Origin of the sequence: Rhabdobacter roseus (assembly GCF_014202275.1) — a bacterium.
Lineage (GTDB): Bacteria > Bacteroidota > Bacteroidia > Cytophagales > Spirosomataceae > Rhabdobacter > Rhabdobacter roseus.
Genome location: NZ_JACHGF010000013.1, coordinates 48,497 through 65,871, shown reverse-complemented (window position 1 = coordinate 65,871; position 17,375 = coordinate 48,497). Strand labels below are relative to the sequence as shown.

Genomic DNA, 17,375 nt, shown 5'->3' with positions numbered 1-17,375 from the left:
TTGTATGATGTAAAATTTGAGGAACAGCTTTACTTACATAAGATTTGTAAGGTTATTATGAATCATTGTATACAGGTTTCTATATATTTCATTGTTATTTAAGATTCTAGTTTTCTATAACTTCCTTCTATTAGTAACTTTTATAATTACTTTAATTTTAATAATTTCACTGTTTCTTTTATTTAACTATAAAATTTCAGAACTATGGAAACTAATGAAATCAACAGCGTGACCGCCCAGCAGATGCGCGAGCAGCTTTCGGACCTGCTCAACCGGGCGGCCTACCTCCACGAGCCCACCCGGGTCACTCGGCAGGGTAAGACCGTCGCCGTCCTGGTGTCGGTCCGGGACTGGGAGCAGTACCTCGAACTGACTGCCGCTGTAAGAGAGAAGGAGACCGGAGATAAAGGCCAGGCAGGAGAAGCCAGGTAATTTAGCTCGAAAATCGTTACAGAATGAAAGGGTGGTACTGGTACGGTGTGGACTTCCTGATGATGTTCGTAATTGGCTATAATCAAACCCTCAGAAGCACAAGCCGTACAATTTTGGGAAGTGCAATTCAAACAACCTGACAAGTTGCTAACTAAATATAATTTGTGTAGATACTTAGGCTAACTTTATTGGCAGGTATAATTAACATCCCCACATTGTCTGGAAATTTATCCAGGATTGGGTAGAACGTAGCAACAGGTGCTATTTCTACAAGTGACCGAATATTAAATAACGGGTAACCTTTAATGCACAGGCAGATTAGGTAAGTAACAAGACGTTGGGTGCCATTCCCTATTTTTCTCACGAGAAAATAATTTCTCCAGCTAACGAAGATACGTGTCAACAAGGCGTCTTATCTTCATTTCGACTCATTGCAAGACCCTTTTAAGCATTGGAGCTTAAGGAGCCCGTGTGTCATTCTGGTTGGAATGTAAAATCCCGGTGTTCGTAGCACCGGGATGTTGATAATTTCAATGGAGGTCCCGATAGCTATCGGGAACCCCGTTCAGAATAATTCTCAACCCAAAAATACGTTCCCTCTGAGTCATTTTAAAAACTTTTTATCATGACAAAGAACAAAATTGAGATGGACATTATCCATCCACACTGCGCAGGCATTGATGTAGGCAGCCGCTCCCATTTTGTAGCCATCGGACAAGGAGATGGAGATGTAAAAGAATTTGGCGTCTATGCCGATGAGCTCATCGCACTGGCGCAGCACTTGCAGGCACATGGCATCACATCAGTGGCTATGGAGAGCACAGGCAACTATTGGCAAAACCTGTATGTGGAGCTCGTAAAGCACGGCATGGAAGTGACGCTGTGCAACGGCAAGTTCACCAAAAACATCAAGGGCAAGAAAACCGATGTAAAAGATGCCAGGTGGATACAGAAGCTGCACACTATGGGACTTCTTTCCGGCAGTTTTCTGCCAGATGATACCACCGAAACGCTACGCACTTACTGCCGTCAGCGGCAGAATATGATAGACCTTGCAGCAGAAGCCACGCATAAGATGCAGAAGTATCTGAAGTTGCTGAACTTCCGGCTGGATGTGGTGGTGCGCGATGTGTGCGGGCTCACCGGACTTGCCATCATTGCCGACATCTGCAAGGGCAATCTCGACCCGGAAAAGCTATCAGAACATCGTCATGGCAACTGCAGAAAAAGCAAGGACGAGATAGCCAAAGCCCTGAAAGGAAACAATCGTAAAGACTATCTTTTCGGACTGAAACAGGAATATGAAAGCTATCAGTTTTATCAGAAGAAGATAGCCGAGTGTGAGATACAAATCAATACACTGCTCAAAAGACAAATCAATACTGACCCGGAAAAGAAGAAACTCAAAACAAGTGATAAGGGGCATAAGCGTGTCAATAAAAACGCCATCAAAGGCATAGATCTTAATCAGGCGTCCTATCAGTACTTTGGGGGCACAGACTTGATGAGCATCGAAGGTGTAAGCCACAGTACCATCCTCACCATCATGAGCGAAGTGGGACCGGAGGGATTTAAAAAGTTCAGCACAGCCAAAGAGTTTGCCTCCTGGCTGCGGCTGTCTCCCAACAACAGAATCAGTGGAGGCAAGCTGCTAAGCAGCAAAACGCCCAAAGGAAGCAACCGGCTCAAAATTGCGCTGCGCAATGCAGCCAATGCAATTGGCAATCTTAAAGACACGCATCTGTCCAATTTCTTCAAAAGAGTAGCTTATCGCAAAGGCAGAACTGTAGCCGTGAGTGCCACGGCAAGGAAGCTCGCAGTCATTATCTGGAATATGGTAGTGAAGCAGGTGCCTTACCAACCGCCTACACAATACCTGTTTCTTGATGAGAAAAGAAAGCTGGCAGTGATTGCAAAAATGAAAAAACAAATAGGTAAATTAGGCTTGGCTAAGGAAGAACTCGGCTTTGTAAATACGTGATTTATAGAGTGATGCGGAACGTTAGTCAGAATTACCTCAGGGATGACCCTTTTAAAACTGGTCTACCTGACTATCAACGACCTATCCAAGAAATGGACCTATCCATCAGAAGCAGGGAAGACCTTCACACGGCTTGAACATCTCGCTGCTTTACAGAAATTTTTCACTCGCTTACATAAAGGAGCCCAATTAGAGGTCAACGCCACCGATCCCCTGCACACGAATCACCTCCGCTTCAAATCCAGCCTTTTTGACTAGCTCTTTTATTTGACCCGGTTCGATTTGCTCACCCGCTACGCTCAACACCTTATCCGGGTGTTCGGTGTTGACCTGCCAGCTGGAGATGTTCTCACTCCCATCCAGAAAGGGGGCTACACCCGCCACACGGCCTTCACTGTTCATGTTGGTTTTGAATTTTATTATTTTCATAGCATTTGTTCGGTTTGAAGTGGTGAAATCAAAAGCGTCATTCCAGCCAGGAAAGTAAAGAAGGGTGTGCCAAAACAAATCTTCCCTTAAATAGCTACCTGATGCACGACTTTCCGGGACTTGATTCAACAGCATGTGCACAGCTTTGCCCAATACAGGCCCTTTCCGAAAAGGGAACGGAGGGGCATAATATCTTCCCAAGCATGACTCTTTCCGGAAAGAATTAGAAAAAAAGATGTATACCTGGCACAAAATTATGTAATACGGAATTGGCCTAAAATGAATACGTTTGCATTCAAGGTTTATAAAATCGATGAGAAAGCCCCGATTCCTGAGACTTGTTTCGCTGATGATGGCCCTTCTGCTTCTGATAAGCAGCATGGGGTTGGTCATCGTGGATCATGAGTGCCTGATGAGGGGTAAGTCACAGTCGGTGTGGATAGGCCTGGAAACCTGTTCCAAAAGCTGCCAATCCCCCCAGGCCGTTGATGTTTCAAAACACGACCATGCCACTTCCTTTGACAAAGTACCCTGCTGTCAGGAAAAAGCGCAACTGGTTAAACTTGAGATACAATCCCAATCCGGTTGGGGGCCGATTCAAGTTCTCATGGGGCTATTTCCTTTTCCTGAATTCCTTCGCATGCTCAGGCATCCCACTTCCCTTGGATCCGTTGCATGGCCTATTTTCTCTGATAGCGGCCCTCCCGTCTATACTGTTGCCTATATTCTAGCCATTCTTTGCACCTGGGTCATTTGATCCCCCCACTCTTTGTTTAGCCCGGGCACATGCCCAAGTGTGTACTTATGACTGTTAATCGGTTCGTTTCTTCATTGAATTCTGACTGGTTGGTCAGGCTGCCGATTTTTCGATTCCGGGTATTCTAATGATGCCGGCCTTACGGCTATGCGGAATTCCCTTACTACCCGCAACCCTTACCGGTACCCTACTAACCCACCAGCTACTCATTACCTTATCATGGTACATCGCATTATAGAATGGTCCTTGCAAAACCGTTACATCGTCCTTATTCTGGCGACGGGCTTATTCGTATGGGGCTTTTTTGCCGTCCGTAACAATCCCATCGACGCCATACCCGATCTGTCCGAAAACCAGGTCATTGTATTCACCGAGTGGATGGGCCGGGGTCCCCAGCTGATCGAAGATCAGATTACCTACCCCCTGGTCACCAACCTGCAGGGGCTTCCCGACGTCAAGTACGTTCGGGCCAATTCCATGTTCGGTATGAGCTTCATTTACATCATTTTTGAGGATGAGGTGGATATCTACTGGGCCCGGGAGCGGGTACTGGAACGCATGAGTACCGTTTCGCAAAGCCTGCCGGAGGGCGTGAGCCCCCAACTTGGGCCCGACGGTACCGGCGTCGGACACATCCTGTGGTATACCCTCGATGCCCCCGAGCTCGACCTGGGCGAGCAGCGCGCCATTCAGGACTGGTACGTCAAATTTGCCCTCCAGAATGTGAAGGGGGTGAGCGAGATCGCCTCTTTCGGGGGCTTCCAGAAGCAATACCAGGTTACCCTTAACCCTAACAAATTGCTCTACTATGACCTGGCCGTCAATAATGTCATAGCGGCGGTCCGGGCCAACAACAATGAGAGCGGGGGCCGGAAGTTCGAAATGAGTGATATCGGCTATGTCATCAGCACCTCCGGCTATCTCAAAAGCATGGAGGAAATAGAAAACATTCCCGTTAAAAACCAGAAAGGCATCTCGGTTCGGATTGCCGACGTAGGTACCGTGCAAATGGCCGGGGAAACCCGCCTGGGTATCTTTGACCGGAACGGTGAAGGCGAAAAGGTGGGGGGCATTGTGGTGATGCGCTACGGAGAAAATGCGGCGGCCGTCATCGAGCGGGTGAAAGCTAAAATGGTGGAAGCTGCCAAGGGCCTGCCGCCCGGCGTTTCGTTCAACATCGTCTACGACCGGGGCGAGCTGATTCAGGAAAGCATCGACAGCATCAAGCATACCCTCATTGAAGAAATGATCGTGGTATCGCTGATCGTGATCGTGTTTCTGTTTCACTGGCGCAGCGCCCTGAGCATCATTATCCAGATTCCCATTACCATTGCCGCCAGCTTCCTTCTGCTCAATGCCTTCGATATCTCTTCCAACATCATGTCCCTCACCGGCATAGCCCTCGCGATCGGGGTCATTGTGGACAATGGGATCATCATGAGTGAAAACGCGTACAAACACCTGGCCGAGCGCTATGCTCAGTGGGAACAGCAACAAAAAAACGAACCGCAATGAAGTGGCTACGAAGAAATAAAAAACCGAAGGAAAACTGGATATCGGAGGAAGAGCGTCTGGCGATAATCGAAAAATCGAGCAAGCAGGTATCGCGAGGGGTATTCTTTGCCACCATCATCATCATTACCTCGTTCTTGCCGGTGTTCATGCTTACAGGGCAGGAAGGCAAGCTTTTTCACCCACTGGCCTATACCAAGACCTTCATCATGCTGATGGATGCCCTGCTGGTGCTCACGCTGGCCCCGGTGCTCATTTCTTTCTTTATGAAGGGCAAGTTCCGACCGGACAACGCCAACCCCATCAACCGGGTTCTGGAACGGTTTTACGAACCCGCCATCCGTACTATTCTGAAATGGCGTAAAACGACTTTGGGGGTTAATATTATAGCCTTACTAATTTCCATTCCCCTGCTTATGAGTCTGGGTAGTGAGTTTATGCCCCCGCTTGATGAGCAAAGTATCCTGTTCATGCCCGTGACACTGCCCGACATCTCCAACGCCGAGGCCAAACGGATTCTGCAGGTGCAGGACAAGATCATCATGTCGGTGCCCGAGGTGGTGCAGGTGCTCGGCAAAGCGGGGCGAGCGAGTACGGCCACCGACAACTCGCCCATCAGTATGATCGAGACCATCATCATGCTCAAACCCAAGGCGCAGTGGCGCGAGGGCCTGACCAAGGCGGACATTATTAGCGAGCTGGATAAGAAACTGCAGATCCCCGGTGTGGTGAATGGCTGGACCCAACCCATCATCAACCGCATCAACATGCTGGCGACGGGAATTCGGACCGATGTGGGTATCAAAGTGTACGGACAGGATTTGTACCAGATAGCGGCCGTATCCGAAAAAGTAAAGGCGGCCCTGGAAGGTACCCCCGGGGTAACGGACCTGTACGTAGAGCCCATCACGGGAGGGAAGTACCTGTCCATTCAGGTTCGGAGAGCCGACCTAGGCCGGTATGGGCTTACGGTGGACGACGTGAACCAGACCGTGGAGAGTGCCCTGGGCGGCGCTACCGTGGGGCAATCCATCGAGGGTCGGCAGCGCTTCGCCATCAGCGTACGGCTGGCCCAGGACTATCGCAACAGCGTGGAGGAGATCAGGCGGATTCCTTTGCAGGCTCCCGGCTTTGGGGAAGTGCCCCTGCAGGCCGTAGCCGATGTGGTGTTCGAGGACGGCCCGCCCATGATTACTTCCGAGAACGCCATTTTGCGCGGTGCGGTCATGTTCAACGTTCGCGACCGGGACCTGGGAAGTACGGTAGAAGAGGCCATGGCCAAAATCAACGGACAGAAGGGCATCCTGCCCGAAGGGTACTTTCTGGAATGGAGCGGTCAGTACGAGAACCTCATCCGGGGTCAGCGCACACTTCTGATCATTGCCCCCATTGTGCTGGTCATCATTTTCTTTTCGCTTTACTTCGCCTTCCGCTCGTTTCGAGAAGCCATTCTGAGCCTGCTCACGATCCCCTTTGCGCTGATCGGCGGTGCCTACATCATTTATTTCTGGGGGGTCAACCTGTCCGTAGCCGTTGCGGTGGGCTTCATTGCCCTGTTCGGCATTGCGGTAGAAACGGGGATTGTCATGGTGATCTACCTCAATGATGCCATGCAGCAGCTGATCAAAGAAAAAGGGAATTCCAGCGAAACCATCAGCAGGGACGACCTGCGCGAATACGTAATTCGGGGGGCGGCCAAGCGCCTCCGCCCCAAGCTGATGACGGTATGCGTGTCGCTCTTTGGTCTGATTCCTGTCCTGTGGGCTACCGGTGTGGGGACCGACGTAATGAAGCCCATTGTGCTGCCGATGATCGGCGGGGTGCTCACTTCCTCAACCCACATCCTGCTGGTGACCCCCCTCATTTTTTTAATGACCAAAGAATATGAATTACGGAAATTCGGTAAACTGGAAGTGTATGACGTACAGCATTAAATGGTGGTTGGGAGTGCTTTTATTCCTTCCGCTGGGCGTTCTGGCACAGCAGGAGGAAGTCCTGTCCCTGCCCGAAATCCTCAGCAGGATAGAGGCCGAAAACCTTCAACTGCAGCCCTACGGTCCCCGGGCCGAAAGCTACCGTTACAAAGCCGAAGCGGCCACCGCCTGGATGGCCCCCATGGTGGGCCTGGGCACCTTCATGATGCCCTATCCGGGGCAGAAGGTCATGGACGGCCGCGACCGGGGCATGCTCATGCTGCGCGCCGAGCAGGAACTGCCCAATCTGTCGCGCCTGCGGGCCGAGAGGAGCTACATCGAATCCAGAGCCAGGGTCGAAACGGTAGGTAGGGGAGTGGTCCTGAACCGGCTGCGGGCCGAAGCCAAGAGCAACTACTTTGCCTGGCTGGTGGCCCTCCGGCAAATCAGAGTCCTGGAAAGGAACGAGGAAATACTGGCTATGATGAAGAAAGTGGAAGAAGTCAGGTACCCGTTCAACCAGGCACCCCTGAGTAGCATCTACCGGGCCGAGGCCGAAATTGAAAAAAACCGGAACATGATGCTGATGCAGGCCGGTGAGATAGAAAGGGCCGAAGCGGCCCTGAACGCCCTGATGAACCGGGATGGAGCTATCGAATTCCGGATCGATACCACCTTCCGGCCGCAGTTTGTTCCGGTGGTGCGCTACGATACCCTGAGCCTGGCAGCTGACCGCAGCGATATCGCCCGTATGAATGCTGAAATCGAGTCCATGCGGCTGAACATAGACGCCATGGCCCTGCAACGCAAGCCCGATCTCCGGATTCAGTTCGACCACATGACACCCCTGGGCGGCATGATGCCCCAGGTCTTCAGCCTGATGGGCATGGTGAAAATTCCATTTGCCTCCTGGTCGGCCAAAATGTACAAATCAGACATCCGGGCCATGGAGCTGAGTATTCAGGCCATGCAAAAAGAACGGGCGGCCATGCTGCAGGAAACCCAGGGGATGCTCTACGCCATGCAGGCCGAACTCATAGCCATGGAAGCCCGGATACTGGCGCTGGATACCCGCGTGATACCCGCTCTGCAGAAAGCGTTTGATGCGGGGTTTCTGGTGTATCAGGAAAACAAACTGTCGCTGACCGAATTGCTGAATAGTTGGGAGGCGCTCAACATGATGCAACTGGAACTTCTGGAAGAGAAAGGCAAATTGTACCAAATGATTGTCAAGTATGAACAGGAACTGTATAGGTAATATGTGGCTGGTATTGGTGTTTGTGGTGGCTGCGCTGGGTTGCGATTCGGGGTCTGAAACAGCCCACGAGCATCCAACCCGCTATACCTGCCCGATGCATCCGCAGATCGTGCGCGACGAGCCCGGCAGCTGCCCGATTTGCGGCATGGATCTGGTGCCCATGGCAACCGGGGATGACGTGCCCATAGATAGTATACTGCGCCCCCTGTTGAAAGCAACCAATAAACAGGTGATTTCTGACATACCTACCGTACGGCCCCAAACCGGTACCCGCATTGTGACCCTTTCGGTGCAGGGCAAAGTAGCCTACGATACCCGCCAGCAGGTCAGTGTGTCCAGCCGGGTGGCGGGCCGGATCGAACGGGTGGGCATCCGGTACAATTTCCAGCCCGTCCGGAAGGGACAGTTGCTCATGGAAATATACTCTCCCGAGCTGGCGGCCGCCCAGCGTGAACTGATTTACATCCATCAGCAGGACAACAATCCGGCGCTCCGGCAAGGGGTGCGGCAAAAGCTCCGGCTACTGGGTATGACAGATGCGCAGATAGACAAAGTAATCCAATCCGGGAAGCCCTTGTACCGGGTGCCCGTTTACAGCCCCGCCGGTGGGTACATCGTAGACCAGTCGGTACTGGCGTCCCCCGCTACCGAGCCTTTCGCACCCGCTTCGGGGGGAGCGGCTTTGGGGGGCATGGGAATGAACGGAATGGGAAGTGCGCCTTCCGCCCCATCCACGCCGGCCCCCCAGGTTTCCAAAAACACCGCCGTACTGATTCGGGAGGGACAGTACGTCAACGCCGGTGAGGCCGTATTTACCATCTACAAAGCCAGTAGCCTGGTGGCTGACTTTTACCTGGATCCGGCCCTGGCGCAGGAGGTAAAACGCGGACAAAAGGTCCTGTACACCCCCCTGACCGGCGCAACCGACCTGCAGCCAGGGTTTATCGGCCTCGTGGAGCCCGTCCAGCGCGGGAGCGACAATTTTGCCATCGCCCGCATGTACCTGCGGCAAACCACGTTGTACCCCGGTCAATTGCTCAGGGCGGAGATACCGGGGGTGAAGGAGACAGGGGCCTGGCTACCCCAAAGCGCCGTGGTGGGCCTGGGTGCCAGCTCGGTGATTTTCAAGAAAGAGGGGGCAGTATTTAAACCCAAACACGTGCAGACCGGCCTGCGGGCCGAAGGGTTGGTACATGTACTGGACGATATAACCGGGTGGCAGGTAGCCAAAAGCGCCAGCTATCTGGTGGACAGTGAAAGTTTTATCCGGGCTCCGGCCGATTTTTGATCGTATGAAAAAGCTACCGAACATCCTTATACTTCTGTTGATAGGTACTTCCCTGCTCTTCTGTACAGAAAAGCAGGAGGAGGCTGCGGCTGCCGATGGGCCCAGCTACACCTGCCCCATGCACCCGCAGATCGTACAACCCGCTCCCGGTACCTGCCCAATCTGTGGCATGGACCTGGTGCCCGTGGAGCGGAACGCCGATCAGGCCAGTCTGATGCTCAGCGAAAGCCAGCGGCTGCTGGCCAATGTTACTACGGATACGGTCCGGACGGGTACTTTTTCGTCGTCCCGGCAGCTGAATGGCCGCGTGGCGCTCGATCCCTCACAAATTGAGTACGTGACCAGCAGGGTGCCCGGACGGATTGAAAACCTGTATATCCGGGAAACGGGTGTATCGGTAAAGAAAGGTCAGATCCTGTACAGAATTTATTCTGAACAGCTCGCCTCTTTGCAGCAGGAGTACCTGGTGGCATCGGCGCAGGCCGGGCAATTTCCTGACAATGACCGGTTCCAGAGTATTCTGGAGGCCGCCCGGCAACGGTTGCAACTCTACGATCAGTCTCCCCGGCAGATTGAGGAGCTACGGACAGGCCGAAAAACCAACCCCTACGTAGCGTATCCGGCACCTGCCAGCGGGGTGGTAGCCGAGCTGTTTGTTACCGAAGGCCAGTACGTGCCCGAGGGAGGCTCCATCATGCGTCTCGAAGGATACCAGAACGTGTGGATTGAAGCGGATGTGTACCCCTCCGAAGCCAGTCTGATTACAAAGGGGCAAGAGGTGAAAGTGCAAATGGCAGGAAGTGAAAACGAAACCCGGTCCATGCGGATCGAATTCATCGAGCCGGCCCTTCAGGCCGGTAGCCAGCTGCTTACGCTGCGGGGCAGCCTGTCCAATGCGGGGCGGCAATACCGGCCCGGTATGCAGGTGATGGTGCAGGTGCCGGTCACTAGCAGTTCCGCCGCCATCACCCTGCCCGTGGATGCCGTCATTCGGGACGGCAATGGGGCGCATGTCTGGCTGGAAACCGAACCGGGTATTTTCCAGGCACGAACGGTACGGCTGGGAGCCGAGAACTTCAACCGGGTCGAAATCAAAGAAGGTTTGAAGGAAGGAGAGGTTGCCGTGCTGTCGGGCGCTTATCTTCTGTATAGCGAATATGTGCTGAAGAAAGGGAAGGTGCCTGCCGGAGAGCATAATCACTGAGGAACAGTTCTTGTACGTATTGCCCTGTTTATCAACAATAAATATCAACCAACAAATTCATTCAAACTATGAAAAATGTACTGAGAGTAGCCATGCCGCTTGCGCTGGCATTGATGGTGTCTGCCTGTGGCAACAAAGAGGATGACCATGCCGACAACCACGACCATGCGGCTATGGAGCATAACGAATCGATGATGAAAAACCAGGAATCGATGGGCGCAGCGGCTGGTCCGGTGGTGCTCAAGGACGATAAGCTGAATGCCGTTTACCAGCACTACATGCACCTGACCACCGCCCTGACCCGGGCCGATATGGCCGAGGCCAAAGTAGCTGCCAATGCCATTGAGGCGGGTGCCAAAGAGGTGTCGGGCGGAAATAGCCTTGCGTCGGCGGCTTCGAAGATTTCGGCGGCCTCTTCGGTAGAAGCCCAACGCGAAGCCTACGAAACCATGAGCAACGATATGATGAAAATGGTGAAGCAGTCTGGGCTCTCCGAAGGCAAAGTTTACGTGCAGTATTGCCCTATGGCTTTTGACAACAAGGGTGCCTCCTGGCTGAGCTCAACCGAAGAAATCAGAAATCCGTATATGGGAGAGAAGATGATGTCCTGTGGCGAAAACAAGGAGAGCATCCAATAATAAACCGGACGCGGGTTCATGAAGCGGGTGCTGTGACAAGTGCCTGCTTTGTGGACCCACCGTATTCATTTGAAAGAAAGAAGGTAGTATACATAAAAAACAGGTCCAACTTCATTCGGGCAAACAGAGTATGAACAGAATAGAGTTTTTGAAAACGCTGGGATTCGGAGCGGTAGCCGTGGGAGCCGGCCAAAGCCTGCTGACCGGCTGCATGAATCATGATATGGCGGAGATGAGTGCCGTGGCACCCACCATTCAGGAGGGGGCTTTCACGACCCCTCTGCCCCTGATGAAAACAGTGGCAGAGGGTGCGAGCCTCAAAGCCGGCACCCAGACCCATGCCATCGTACCGGGCAAGCCGGCCAGTGCGCTGGGCTACAATGACAGTATGATGGGACCTACGTTCCGCGTAGAGCGCGGGGTACCGGTCACGATTCCTTTTACCAATTCCCTCACCGAAGAAACCAACATCCACTGGCACGGATTGGTGGTGCCCGCCAATATGGATGGGCATCCCGATCAATTGGTCAAGGCAGGCCAATCCTTCGCTTATTCTTTTACACTTGATCAACCGGCGGCAATGGCGTGGTATCATCCACACCCCCACATGCAAACGGGCAAACAGGTGTATATGGGCCTGGCCGGGTTATTCATTGTCGATTCGCCGGAAGAAAGAGCCCTCAAACTACCTTCCGGCGAATTCGAGCTTCCCCTGGTGATTCAGGACAAACGCCTGAGTGCAGCCGGGGCTCCGGTTTATAACCCTACCATGCCGGAGATTATGGTGGGCTACATGGGAGACACCATTGTCGTAAACGGCGTGAATGCCCCATTCCATCCGGTGGCCACCCGGACTTACCGACTCCGGCTGCTTAACGGCTCCAATGGCCGTATCTACAATTTGGCGCTGAGCAATGGCGATGCTTTTCACGTCATAGGATCCGATGGAGGTTTGTTACCGGCCCCCGAACGGGTAAGCAGCCTGCTGCTCGCACCGGGCGAGCGGGTGGATTTGCTGGTCGATTTCAGCAAAGCCGCGCTGAATAGCGAGGTGTTTCTGCAAAGCAGTGCGTTCAGTGGCGTTGGCTCCCAGGGAAGCCAGACCTTTAAGCTGGTGAAGTTCATGGTAAACCGCAGTGAGGCCGACCCGTTCAAAATGCCCGCTTCTTTTCCTGCTCTAACTACTCTGTCTCCCGCATCCACAGCCAAAACACGTAAGTTTGCCATTGGGGACGCCATGCACGGGGCTGGTGGGCATTCAAACAAAAAGTCCATGGCCGGTATGCATACGATCAACGGCAAAACCTACGACGCTGCCCGGATTGACGAGAGTGTTGCGCTGAATAGTACCGAAATTTGGGAGTTTGACAACAGCATGGGCGACGAGCCGCACCCCATGCACCTGCATGGCACCCTGTTTCAGGTCGTAGGCCGCTCGGGGGGGCGGGACAGCCTGATGGCGCACGAGAAGGGCTGGAAGGATACCGTGCTGGTAATGCCCAAAGAAACCGTCCGGGTCATTGTGCGTTTTCAGCGTAGTGGTAAGTTTGTTTTCCATTGCCACAACCTCGAACATGAGGACGACGGCATGATGCTCAACTATGAAGTGAAGTAAAATTTTCAAACCCTAAACAAACAGCCGCATGCATCAGCGCAGCAGGACCTTCGCCCTATACTTTCTTCTACTCCTGTCAGGGGCTTCCTCGTCCCAAGCTCAGCATCCTCTATTTTCTACGCAAGGCTTACAGCCTGCATTGTATCTGGGAGTGGATGGATCTTTTGAGTTAGTCTTTGGAAATCGAAACGAGATTTACTACTCCCATTCCGATGATCAGGGCAAAACTTTTTCAACGCCCGTGCTGGTAGACAGTCTGCCTGGCCTACATTTGGGAGCATCGCGGGGGCCCAGGATTGCGTCTTCGCGGAAGACAGTCGTCATTACGGCCATTGATCGATTGGGAGATATTTATGCCTATACCTACAACCGGACAAAAGGTACCTGGAGCTCACGCATCAGAGTCAACGACCTGCCCGAAGTAGCTAAGGAAGGGTTCAATGCCCTGACCGGGGATGGAGAGGGTAATTTCTTCGTGACCTGGCTGGACTTGCGAGAGGATAAAAAAAACAAGATTTACGGTGCCAATTCTAATGACCATGGCCGGTCCTGGAGTAAAAACCGGCTTGTCTACCGCTCACCTGACTCTACCGTGTGCGAATGCTGCCAGCCCACGGCGCTCATGGAAGGCAAGCAGGTGTATGTTATGTTCAGGAATTGGATCTCCGGCGCACGGGACATGTACGTGGCTCAATCCAGCGATGGCGGTCTGTCATTTGGTTCTCCCATCAAAATCGGGGAAGGTACCTGGCAGCTCAACGCCTGCCCCATGGATGGGGGTGACCTCACCGTAGACCGTCGGAATACGCTTACCACTGTGTGGAGGCGGAATAACCAGCTGTACCTCGCAAGAGCCGGGGATAAGGAGCAATCTGTGGCGGAGGGGCGGAATGCCGCAATCGCTATCAGTGGAAAGTCCACCTTCCTGGTGTGGCATCAGACCGGGCAGGTATGGGGCCTGATTCCCGGAAAAGACAGCCCGGAGTTAGTGGGAAGTGGCAGGTACCCACGGGTAGTCCCGCTTTCTGGCAACCGGGCTTTTTGTGTCTGGGAGGACGGGGGAACCATCCGGGGGAAGGTACTGGCAGGGGTTGAGTAAGCTAAATCTTGTGTTTAGCACCTATGTATAATTCGAAAGAATTTTGCGGAAAGTCCTTGCAGTGGCACAAAAATTATGCAATAAAGATTAAAAATTATGTAATACAATTCCAGGGGACGAAATGTACATTTGATTCGGTGAAAAAAATCATTGCCATATCGCTATCGCTGGTCCTGTTGCTAAGCAATGTGGGCTTCTCCCTGACCACCCATTTCTGTGGGGGGCATGCGGTGAAGAGTGCGCTTTCGCTGGGCGGGACTACGCTGGACTGTGGCATGGGTGAGCAAAGCACTGCGTCCCCTGAATGCGACCGGCCAGGGCATAATCTGAAGGCAGGGCGCTGCTGCGACAATCAGCAGCGGGTACTTCAAACCGATGATAACCACCCCACCGAAGCCACTTCCCTGGTTCAGGGTAGCCATGGCGGATTGACCCCGCCCCTTTACATCTTCCTCTCTGAAAAGCTGCTTATCGGGGGGAAATTTCAGAAAACTTCTTTTTATCCACCGCCGCCCCTACCTGCCCGGGATGTGCAGGTACTTTTCCAGACTTTTCTTATTTGATGCCGTAATTGGCATTCTGCCACCCACCTGATGGTGGGATAAGGGGGTTTTGCCCCAACCTACAATTACGATGCGAGGCCTTAACCGGACAACCCCACTATGCTTAAGCCTCGCGTCATCACATCAAATAGAAAAAACATGAATGCATTACTACATACCCTGCTGTTCGGGTGGTTACGGAGGTCCCTTTTTAGCCTGCTGATCCTCTCCGCTATATGTCAAGTCCCCGTTTCTGCCCAGAATAAGAACAATTTACCCGTCCGTGAATATACGCTTGTCATTTCCAGGGAAACCGTACAGCTGGCAGGAAAGCCCGTAACGGGTATGACCGTGAACGGAGGCATACCGGGGCCCAACCTTCGCTTTACCGAAGGAGAGTACGCGGTGATTTACGTTAAGAATACGATGGACGTAGAGACTTCGGTCCACTGGCACGGCATCCTGCTTCCCAACTTCTTCGACGGAGTACCCTACCTCACCACGCCGCCCATTGCGCCGGGCACTACCTTCAAGTACGAATTCGAGCTTATACAATCGGGCACCTACTGGTACCACTCCCATACCATGCTTCAGGAGCAGAGTGGCGTATATGGCTCCATCGTAATCGAACCGAAAGAAAAAACCCTGGACTATGATAAAGACCTGGTGCTGGTGCTGTCGGACTGGACCAACCAGCAACCCAGGAATGTACTACGTAATTTGAAGCGCAAAAACGAGTGGTACAACATTAGAAAGAACACCACCACTCCACTCAACCGGGTGATTGCCAGGGGGGCTTTCAAAGCGCAGCTCAACTTCTGGAAACAGCGAATGGAAAGCATGGACATTGCCGACGTCTACTATTCTGCCTTCCTGAGCAATGGTCAGCAGGTACACGACTATCCCGAATTCAACCCCGGTGATAAGGTCCGGGTCCGGATCATCAACGCGGCCGCTTCCTCCCAGTTCTGGCTCACGTTCGGAGGTGAAGATCCGCTGCTGGTATCCGCCGACGGCCTGGATGTGGTGCCCGTCCGGCGCAACAAGACGTTCATCGCCATTGCCGAAACCTACGACTTTATTACCACCCTACCTGCGAGTGGGAAATTGGAAATCAGGGCCATGGCCCAGGACGGGTCCGGTCACACCTCCACCTACCTGGGTAAGGGCGAAGTAGTAGCCGCTCCGGTACTTCCCCGGCCCGACCAGTATGCGATGATGAAGCAAATGGCGGCCATGGATATGCGCATGGGGGCACCGGCCATGAAATTCAACCCAGCCCGCGAAGAACCGAAAGAAATGATGAACAACTGGGGGATGAAAATGGAGGGTGACATGGCTTCGGAAGGCGGATCAATGCCAGGAAAGGATATGCCGGGAATGGATCATTCCGGGATGAAAGGGATGAACCACAAAAAGAAGGCTGACCAAAACAAAGAGATGCCCGGCATGGCAATGCCCGGCATAGATCATTCGAAAATGGATCACTCGGCAATGTCCCCAAAGCCGGATAGTTCCATGGCCAAGATGAAACACGCCGATAAGGAAGATAGTAAAGCACCCATGAAAAAGGGCAAAATGCCCGGTATGGAAATGCCCGGCATGGATCATTCAGGGATGGACATGGGCATGTTTTCGGAATACAACTATGACTACCTGAAATCTCCGGAGAAAACGACTATCCCCATGGACCCAGACGAGCCAAGGCCAGTACGGCGGATTTTGCTCAACCTTACCGGAAACATGTGGCGGTACATCTGGAGCATGAACGGCGTCCCCCTCTCGGAGGCGGATAAGATAAAAATTAAAAAGGGAGAGGTGGTACGCATCACGCTCAATAACCTGACCATGATGCACCACCCCATGCACCTTCACGGGCATTTCTTCCGGGTTCTCAATGAAAACGGGGACTATTCGCCTTTAAAGCATACGGTCAATGTGGCACCTATGCAAAAAATCACCATCGAGTTTGATGCCCGGGAATACGGTGACTGGTTTTTTCATTGTCATGTCCTGTACCATATGATGGCCGGCATGGCGCGGGTGTACAGCTATGACACCCTGCGCGATCCCCGCATGGCGCGGTATCCCTTGAAAAAACTGCTCAACGAAGGCAATCACTTCTATACCTGGGGAGTGGCGGATGTCGCCTCCCACATGGCCCACATCAATCTGGTGTCCTCCAATATCCGCAACCAGTTTAACCTGCGGGCCGAATATGGCTGGAACAAAGCCATGGAGGCGGAGGTCACCTATGAGCGCTACCTGTACGACTACTTCCGGATTTTTGGCGGGGTCAATGTCGAGAACGAGCGTGGCGGTGCCCCCGAGGACAGGGTGGTTACGGCCATCGGCGGAATTCGCTTCTTGACCCCCTACCTGATCAATCTGGACCTACGGCTGGATAGTCGCCTGCGGCCCGAACTGCGCCTGAGCCGCGAGCTCATGATTTTCCCCCGCACCAATCTGTTCGGAGAATTTGAATACCGGGCCGATTTCGGGTGGATAAAACGCCCGGAGCGCGAAAGAGTACCGGGGGCAGGTAGTTTCAGTAAGGAGGTAACCTGGACGGTGGGTATGGAGTACTTTCTGTCCCGGAATGTCTCACTCATGGGAAGTTACGACAACCGTTTCGGGGCAGGGGGTGGGCTGACGGTTCGGTTTTGACCCACCCTCCGGACTGAACAGTCCCGGGCTTTACGGTAAA

At 53.0% G+C, this 17,375-nt stretch carries 13 protein-coding genes; 12 read left to right on the top strand and 1 reads right to left on the bottom strand.

Translation table 11 applies throughout. The annotated features are described in order from the left end of the window. Window positions 1-204 precede the first annotated feature (204 nt). Both HNQ92_RS25360 and HNQ92_RS25355 read left to right on the top strand, forming a co-directional pair. Window positions 205-432: a type II toxin-antitoxin system Phd/YefM family antitoxin gene (locus tag HNQ92_RS25360; protein ID WP_184178736.1), complete on the top strand. Its 228-nt coding sequence runs from the start codon at window positions 205-207 to the stop codon at window positions 430-432. A 625-nt stretch (window positions 433-1,057) separates the two neighbouring features. Next, on the top strand, window positions 1,058-2,413 hold the full coding sequence (locus tag HNQ92_RS25355) for an IS110 family RNA-guided transposase (protein WP_184178733.1): 1,356 nt from the start codon (window positions 1,058-1,060) through the stop codon (window positions 2,411-2,413). Window positions 2,414-2,602: 189 nt separating this feature from the next. Here the strand turns inward: HNQ92_RS25355 and HNQ92_RS25350 are convergent, their stop codons facing one another. Continuing rightward, window positions 2,603-2,842, bottom strand: a complete 240-nt coding sequence (locus HNQ92_RS25350) for a copper chaperone (RefSeq protein WP_184178731.1) — start codon at window positions 2,840-2,842, stop codon at window positions 2,603-2,605. Window positions 2,843-3,818: 976 nt separating this feature from the next. Between HNQ92_RS25350 and HNQ92_RS25345 the strand changes: the two genes are divergently transcribed. The 10 genes from HNQ92_RS25345 to HNQ92_RS25300 all read left to right on the top strand — a co-directional run bounded on the left by HNQ92_RS25345 (window position 3,819) and on the right by HNQ92_RS25300 (window position 17,335). Continuing rightward, the gene (locus HNQ92_RS25345; protein WP_184178728.1) at window positions 3,819-5,114 is read left to right on the top strand and encodes an efflux RND transporter permease subunit; all 1,296 of its coding nucleotides are present in this window, start codon (window positions 3,819-3,821) and stop codon (window positions 5,112-5,114) included. Continuing rightward, complete coding sequence (locus HNQ92_RS25340) at window positions 5,111-7,045, top strand: efflux RND transporter permease subunit (RefSeq protein WP_184178726.1); 1,935 nt, start codon at window positions 5,111-5,113, stop codon at window positions 7,043-7,045. Before HNQ92_RS25345 ends, HNQ92_RS25340 begins: the two co-directional genes overlap by 4 nt. Next, the gene (locus HNQ92_RS25335; RefSeq protein ID WP_221307543.1) at window positions 7,029-8,282 is read left to right on the top strand and encodes a TolC family protein; all 1,254 of its coding nucleotides are present in this window, start codon (window positions 7,029-7,031) and stop codon (window positions 8,280-8,282) included. The genes HNQ92_RS25340 and HNQ92_RS25335 overlap by 17 nt, the downstream gene beginning before the upstream one ends. Further along, window positions 8,260-9,570, top strand: a complete 1,311-nt coding sequence (locus HNQ92_RS25330) for a heavy metal-binding domain-containing protein (RefSeq protein WP_184178722.1) — start codon at window positions 8,260-8,262, stop codon at window positions 9,568-9,570. The genes HNQ92_RS25335 and HNQ92_RS25330 overlap by 23 nt, the downstream gene beginning before the upstream one ends. Window positions 9,571-9,574: 4 nt before the next feature. Continuing rightward, window positions 9,575-10,774 (top strand): efflux RND transporter periplasmic adaptor subunit, encoded by a 1,200-nt coding sequence (locus HNQ92_RS25325; RefSeq protein WP_184178720.1) that lies wholly within the window; start codon window positions 9,575-9,577, stop codon window positions 10,772-10,774. A gap of 68 nt (window positions 10,775-10,842) precedes the next feature. Continuing rightward, on the top strand, window positions 10,843-11,412 hold the full coding sequence (locus tag HNQ92_RS25320) for a DUF3347 domain-containing protein (protein ID WP_184178718.1): 570 nt from the start codon (window positions 10,843-10,845) through the stop codon (window positions 11,410-11,412). Window positions 11,413-11,542: 130 nt separating this feature from the next. Further along, window positions 11,543-13,027, top strand: a complete 1,485-nt coding sequence (locus tag HNQ92_RS25315; protein WP_184178716.1) for a multicopper oxidase family protein — start codon at window positions 11,543-11,545, stop codon at window positions 13,025-13,027. Window positions 13,028-13,178: 151 nt separating this feature from the next. After that, on the top strand, window positions 13,179-14,126 hold the full coding sequence (locus tag HNQ92_RS25310; RefSeq protein WP_343063043.1) for a sialidase family protein: 948 nt from the start codon (window positions 13,179-13,181) through the stop codon (window positions 14,124-14,126). Between the two features lie 137 nt (window positions 14,127-14,263). Further along, the gene (locus tag HNQ92_RS25305; protein WP_184178712.1) at window positions 14,264-14,689 is read left to right on the top strand and encodes an HYC_CC_PP family protein; all 426 of its coding nucleotides are present in this window, start codon (window positions 14,264-14,266) and stop codon (window positions 14,687-14,689) included. A gap of 138 nt (window positions 14,690-14,827) precedes the next feature. Then, window positions 14,828-17,335 carry a multicopper oxidase domain-containing protein gene (locus HNQ92_RS25300; RefSeq protein WP_184178710.1) on the top strand — a complete coding sequence of 836 codons (2,508 nt, stop codon included), beginning with the start codon at window positions 14,828-14,830 and terminating at the stop codon, window positions 17,333-17,335. Window positions 17,336-17,375: the final 40 nt, after the last annotated feature.

Coding starts and splice junctions, on each gene's coding strand:
- HNQ92_RS25330 (WP_184178722.1), top strand. CDS start 8,260: ATGAACAGGAACTGTATAGGTAATATGTGGCTGGTATTGGTGTTTGTG.
- HNQ92_RS25320 (WP_184178718.1), top strand. CDS start 10,843: ATGAAAAATGTACTGAGAGTAGCCATGCCGCTTGCGCTGGCATTGATG.
- HNQ92_RS25350 (WP_184178731.1), bottom strand. CDS start 2,842: ATGAAAATAATAAAATTCAAAACCAACATGAACAGTGAAGGCCGTGTG.
- HNQ92_RS25355 (WP_184178733.1), top strand. CDS start 1,058: ATGACAAAGAACAAAATTGAGATGGACATTATCCATCCACACTGCGCA.
- HNQ92_RS25325 (WP_184178720.1), top strand. CDS start 9,575: ATGAAAAAGCTACCGAACATCCTTATACTTCTGTTGATAGGTACTTCC.
- HNQ92_RS25340 (WP_184178726.1), top strand. CDS start 5,111: ATGAAGTGGCTACGAAGAAATAAAAAACCGAAGGAAAACTGGATATCG.
- HNQ92_RS25360 (WP_184178736.1), top strand. CDS start 205: ATGGAAACTAATGAAATCAACAGCGTGACCGCCCAGCAGATGCGCGAG.
- HNQ92_RS25345 (WP_184178728.1), top strand. CDS start 3,819: ATGGTACATCGCATTATAGAATGGTCCTTGCAAAACCGTTACATCGTC.
- HNQ92_RS25300 (WP_184178710.1), top strand. CDS start 14,828: ATGAATGCATTACTACATACCCTGCTGTTCGGGTGGTTACGGAGGTCC.
- HNQ92_RS25315 (WP_184178716.1), top strand. CDS start 11,543: ATGAACAGAATAGAGTTTTTGAAAACGCTGGGATTCGGAGCGGTAGCC.
- HNQ92_RS25335 (WP_221307543.1), top strand. CDS start 7,029: ATGACGTACAGCATTAAATGGTGGTTGGGAGTGCTTTTATTCCTTCCG.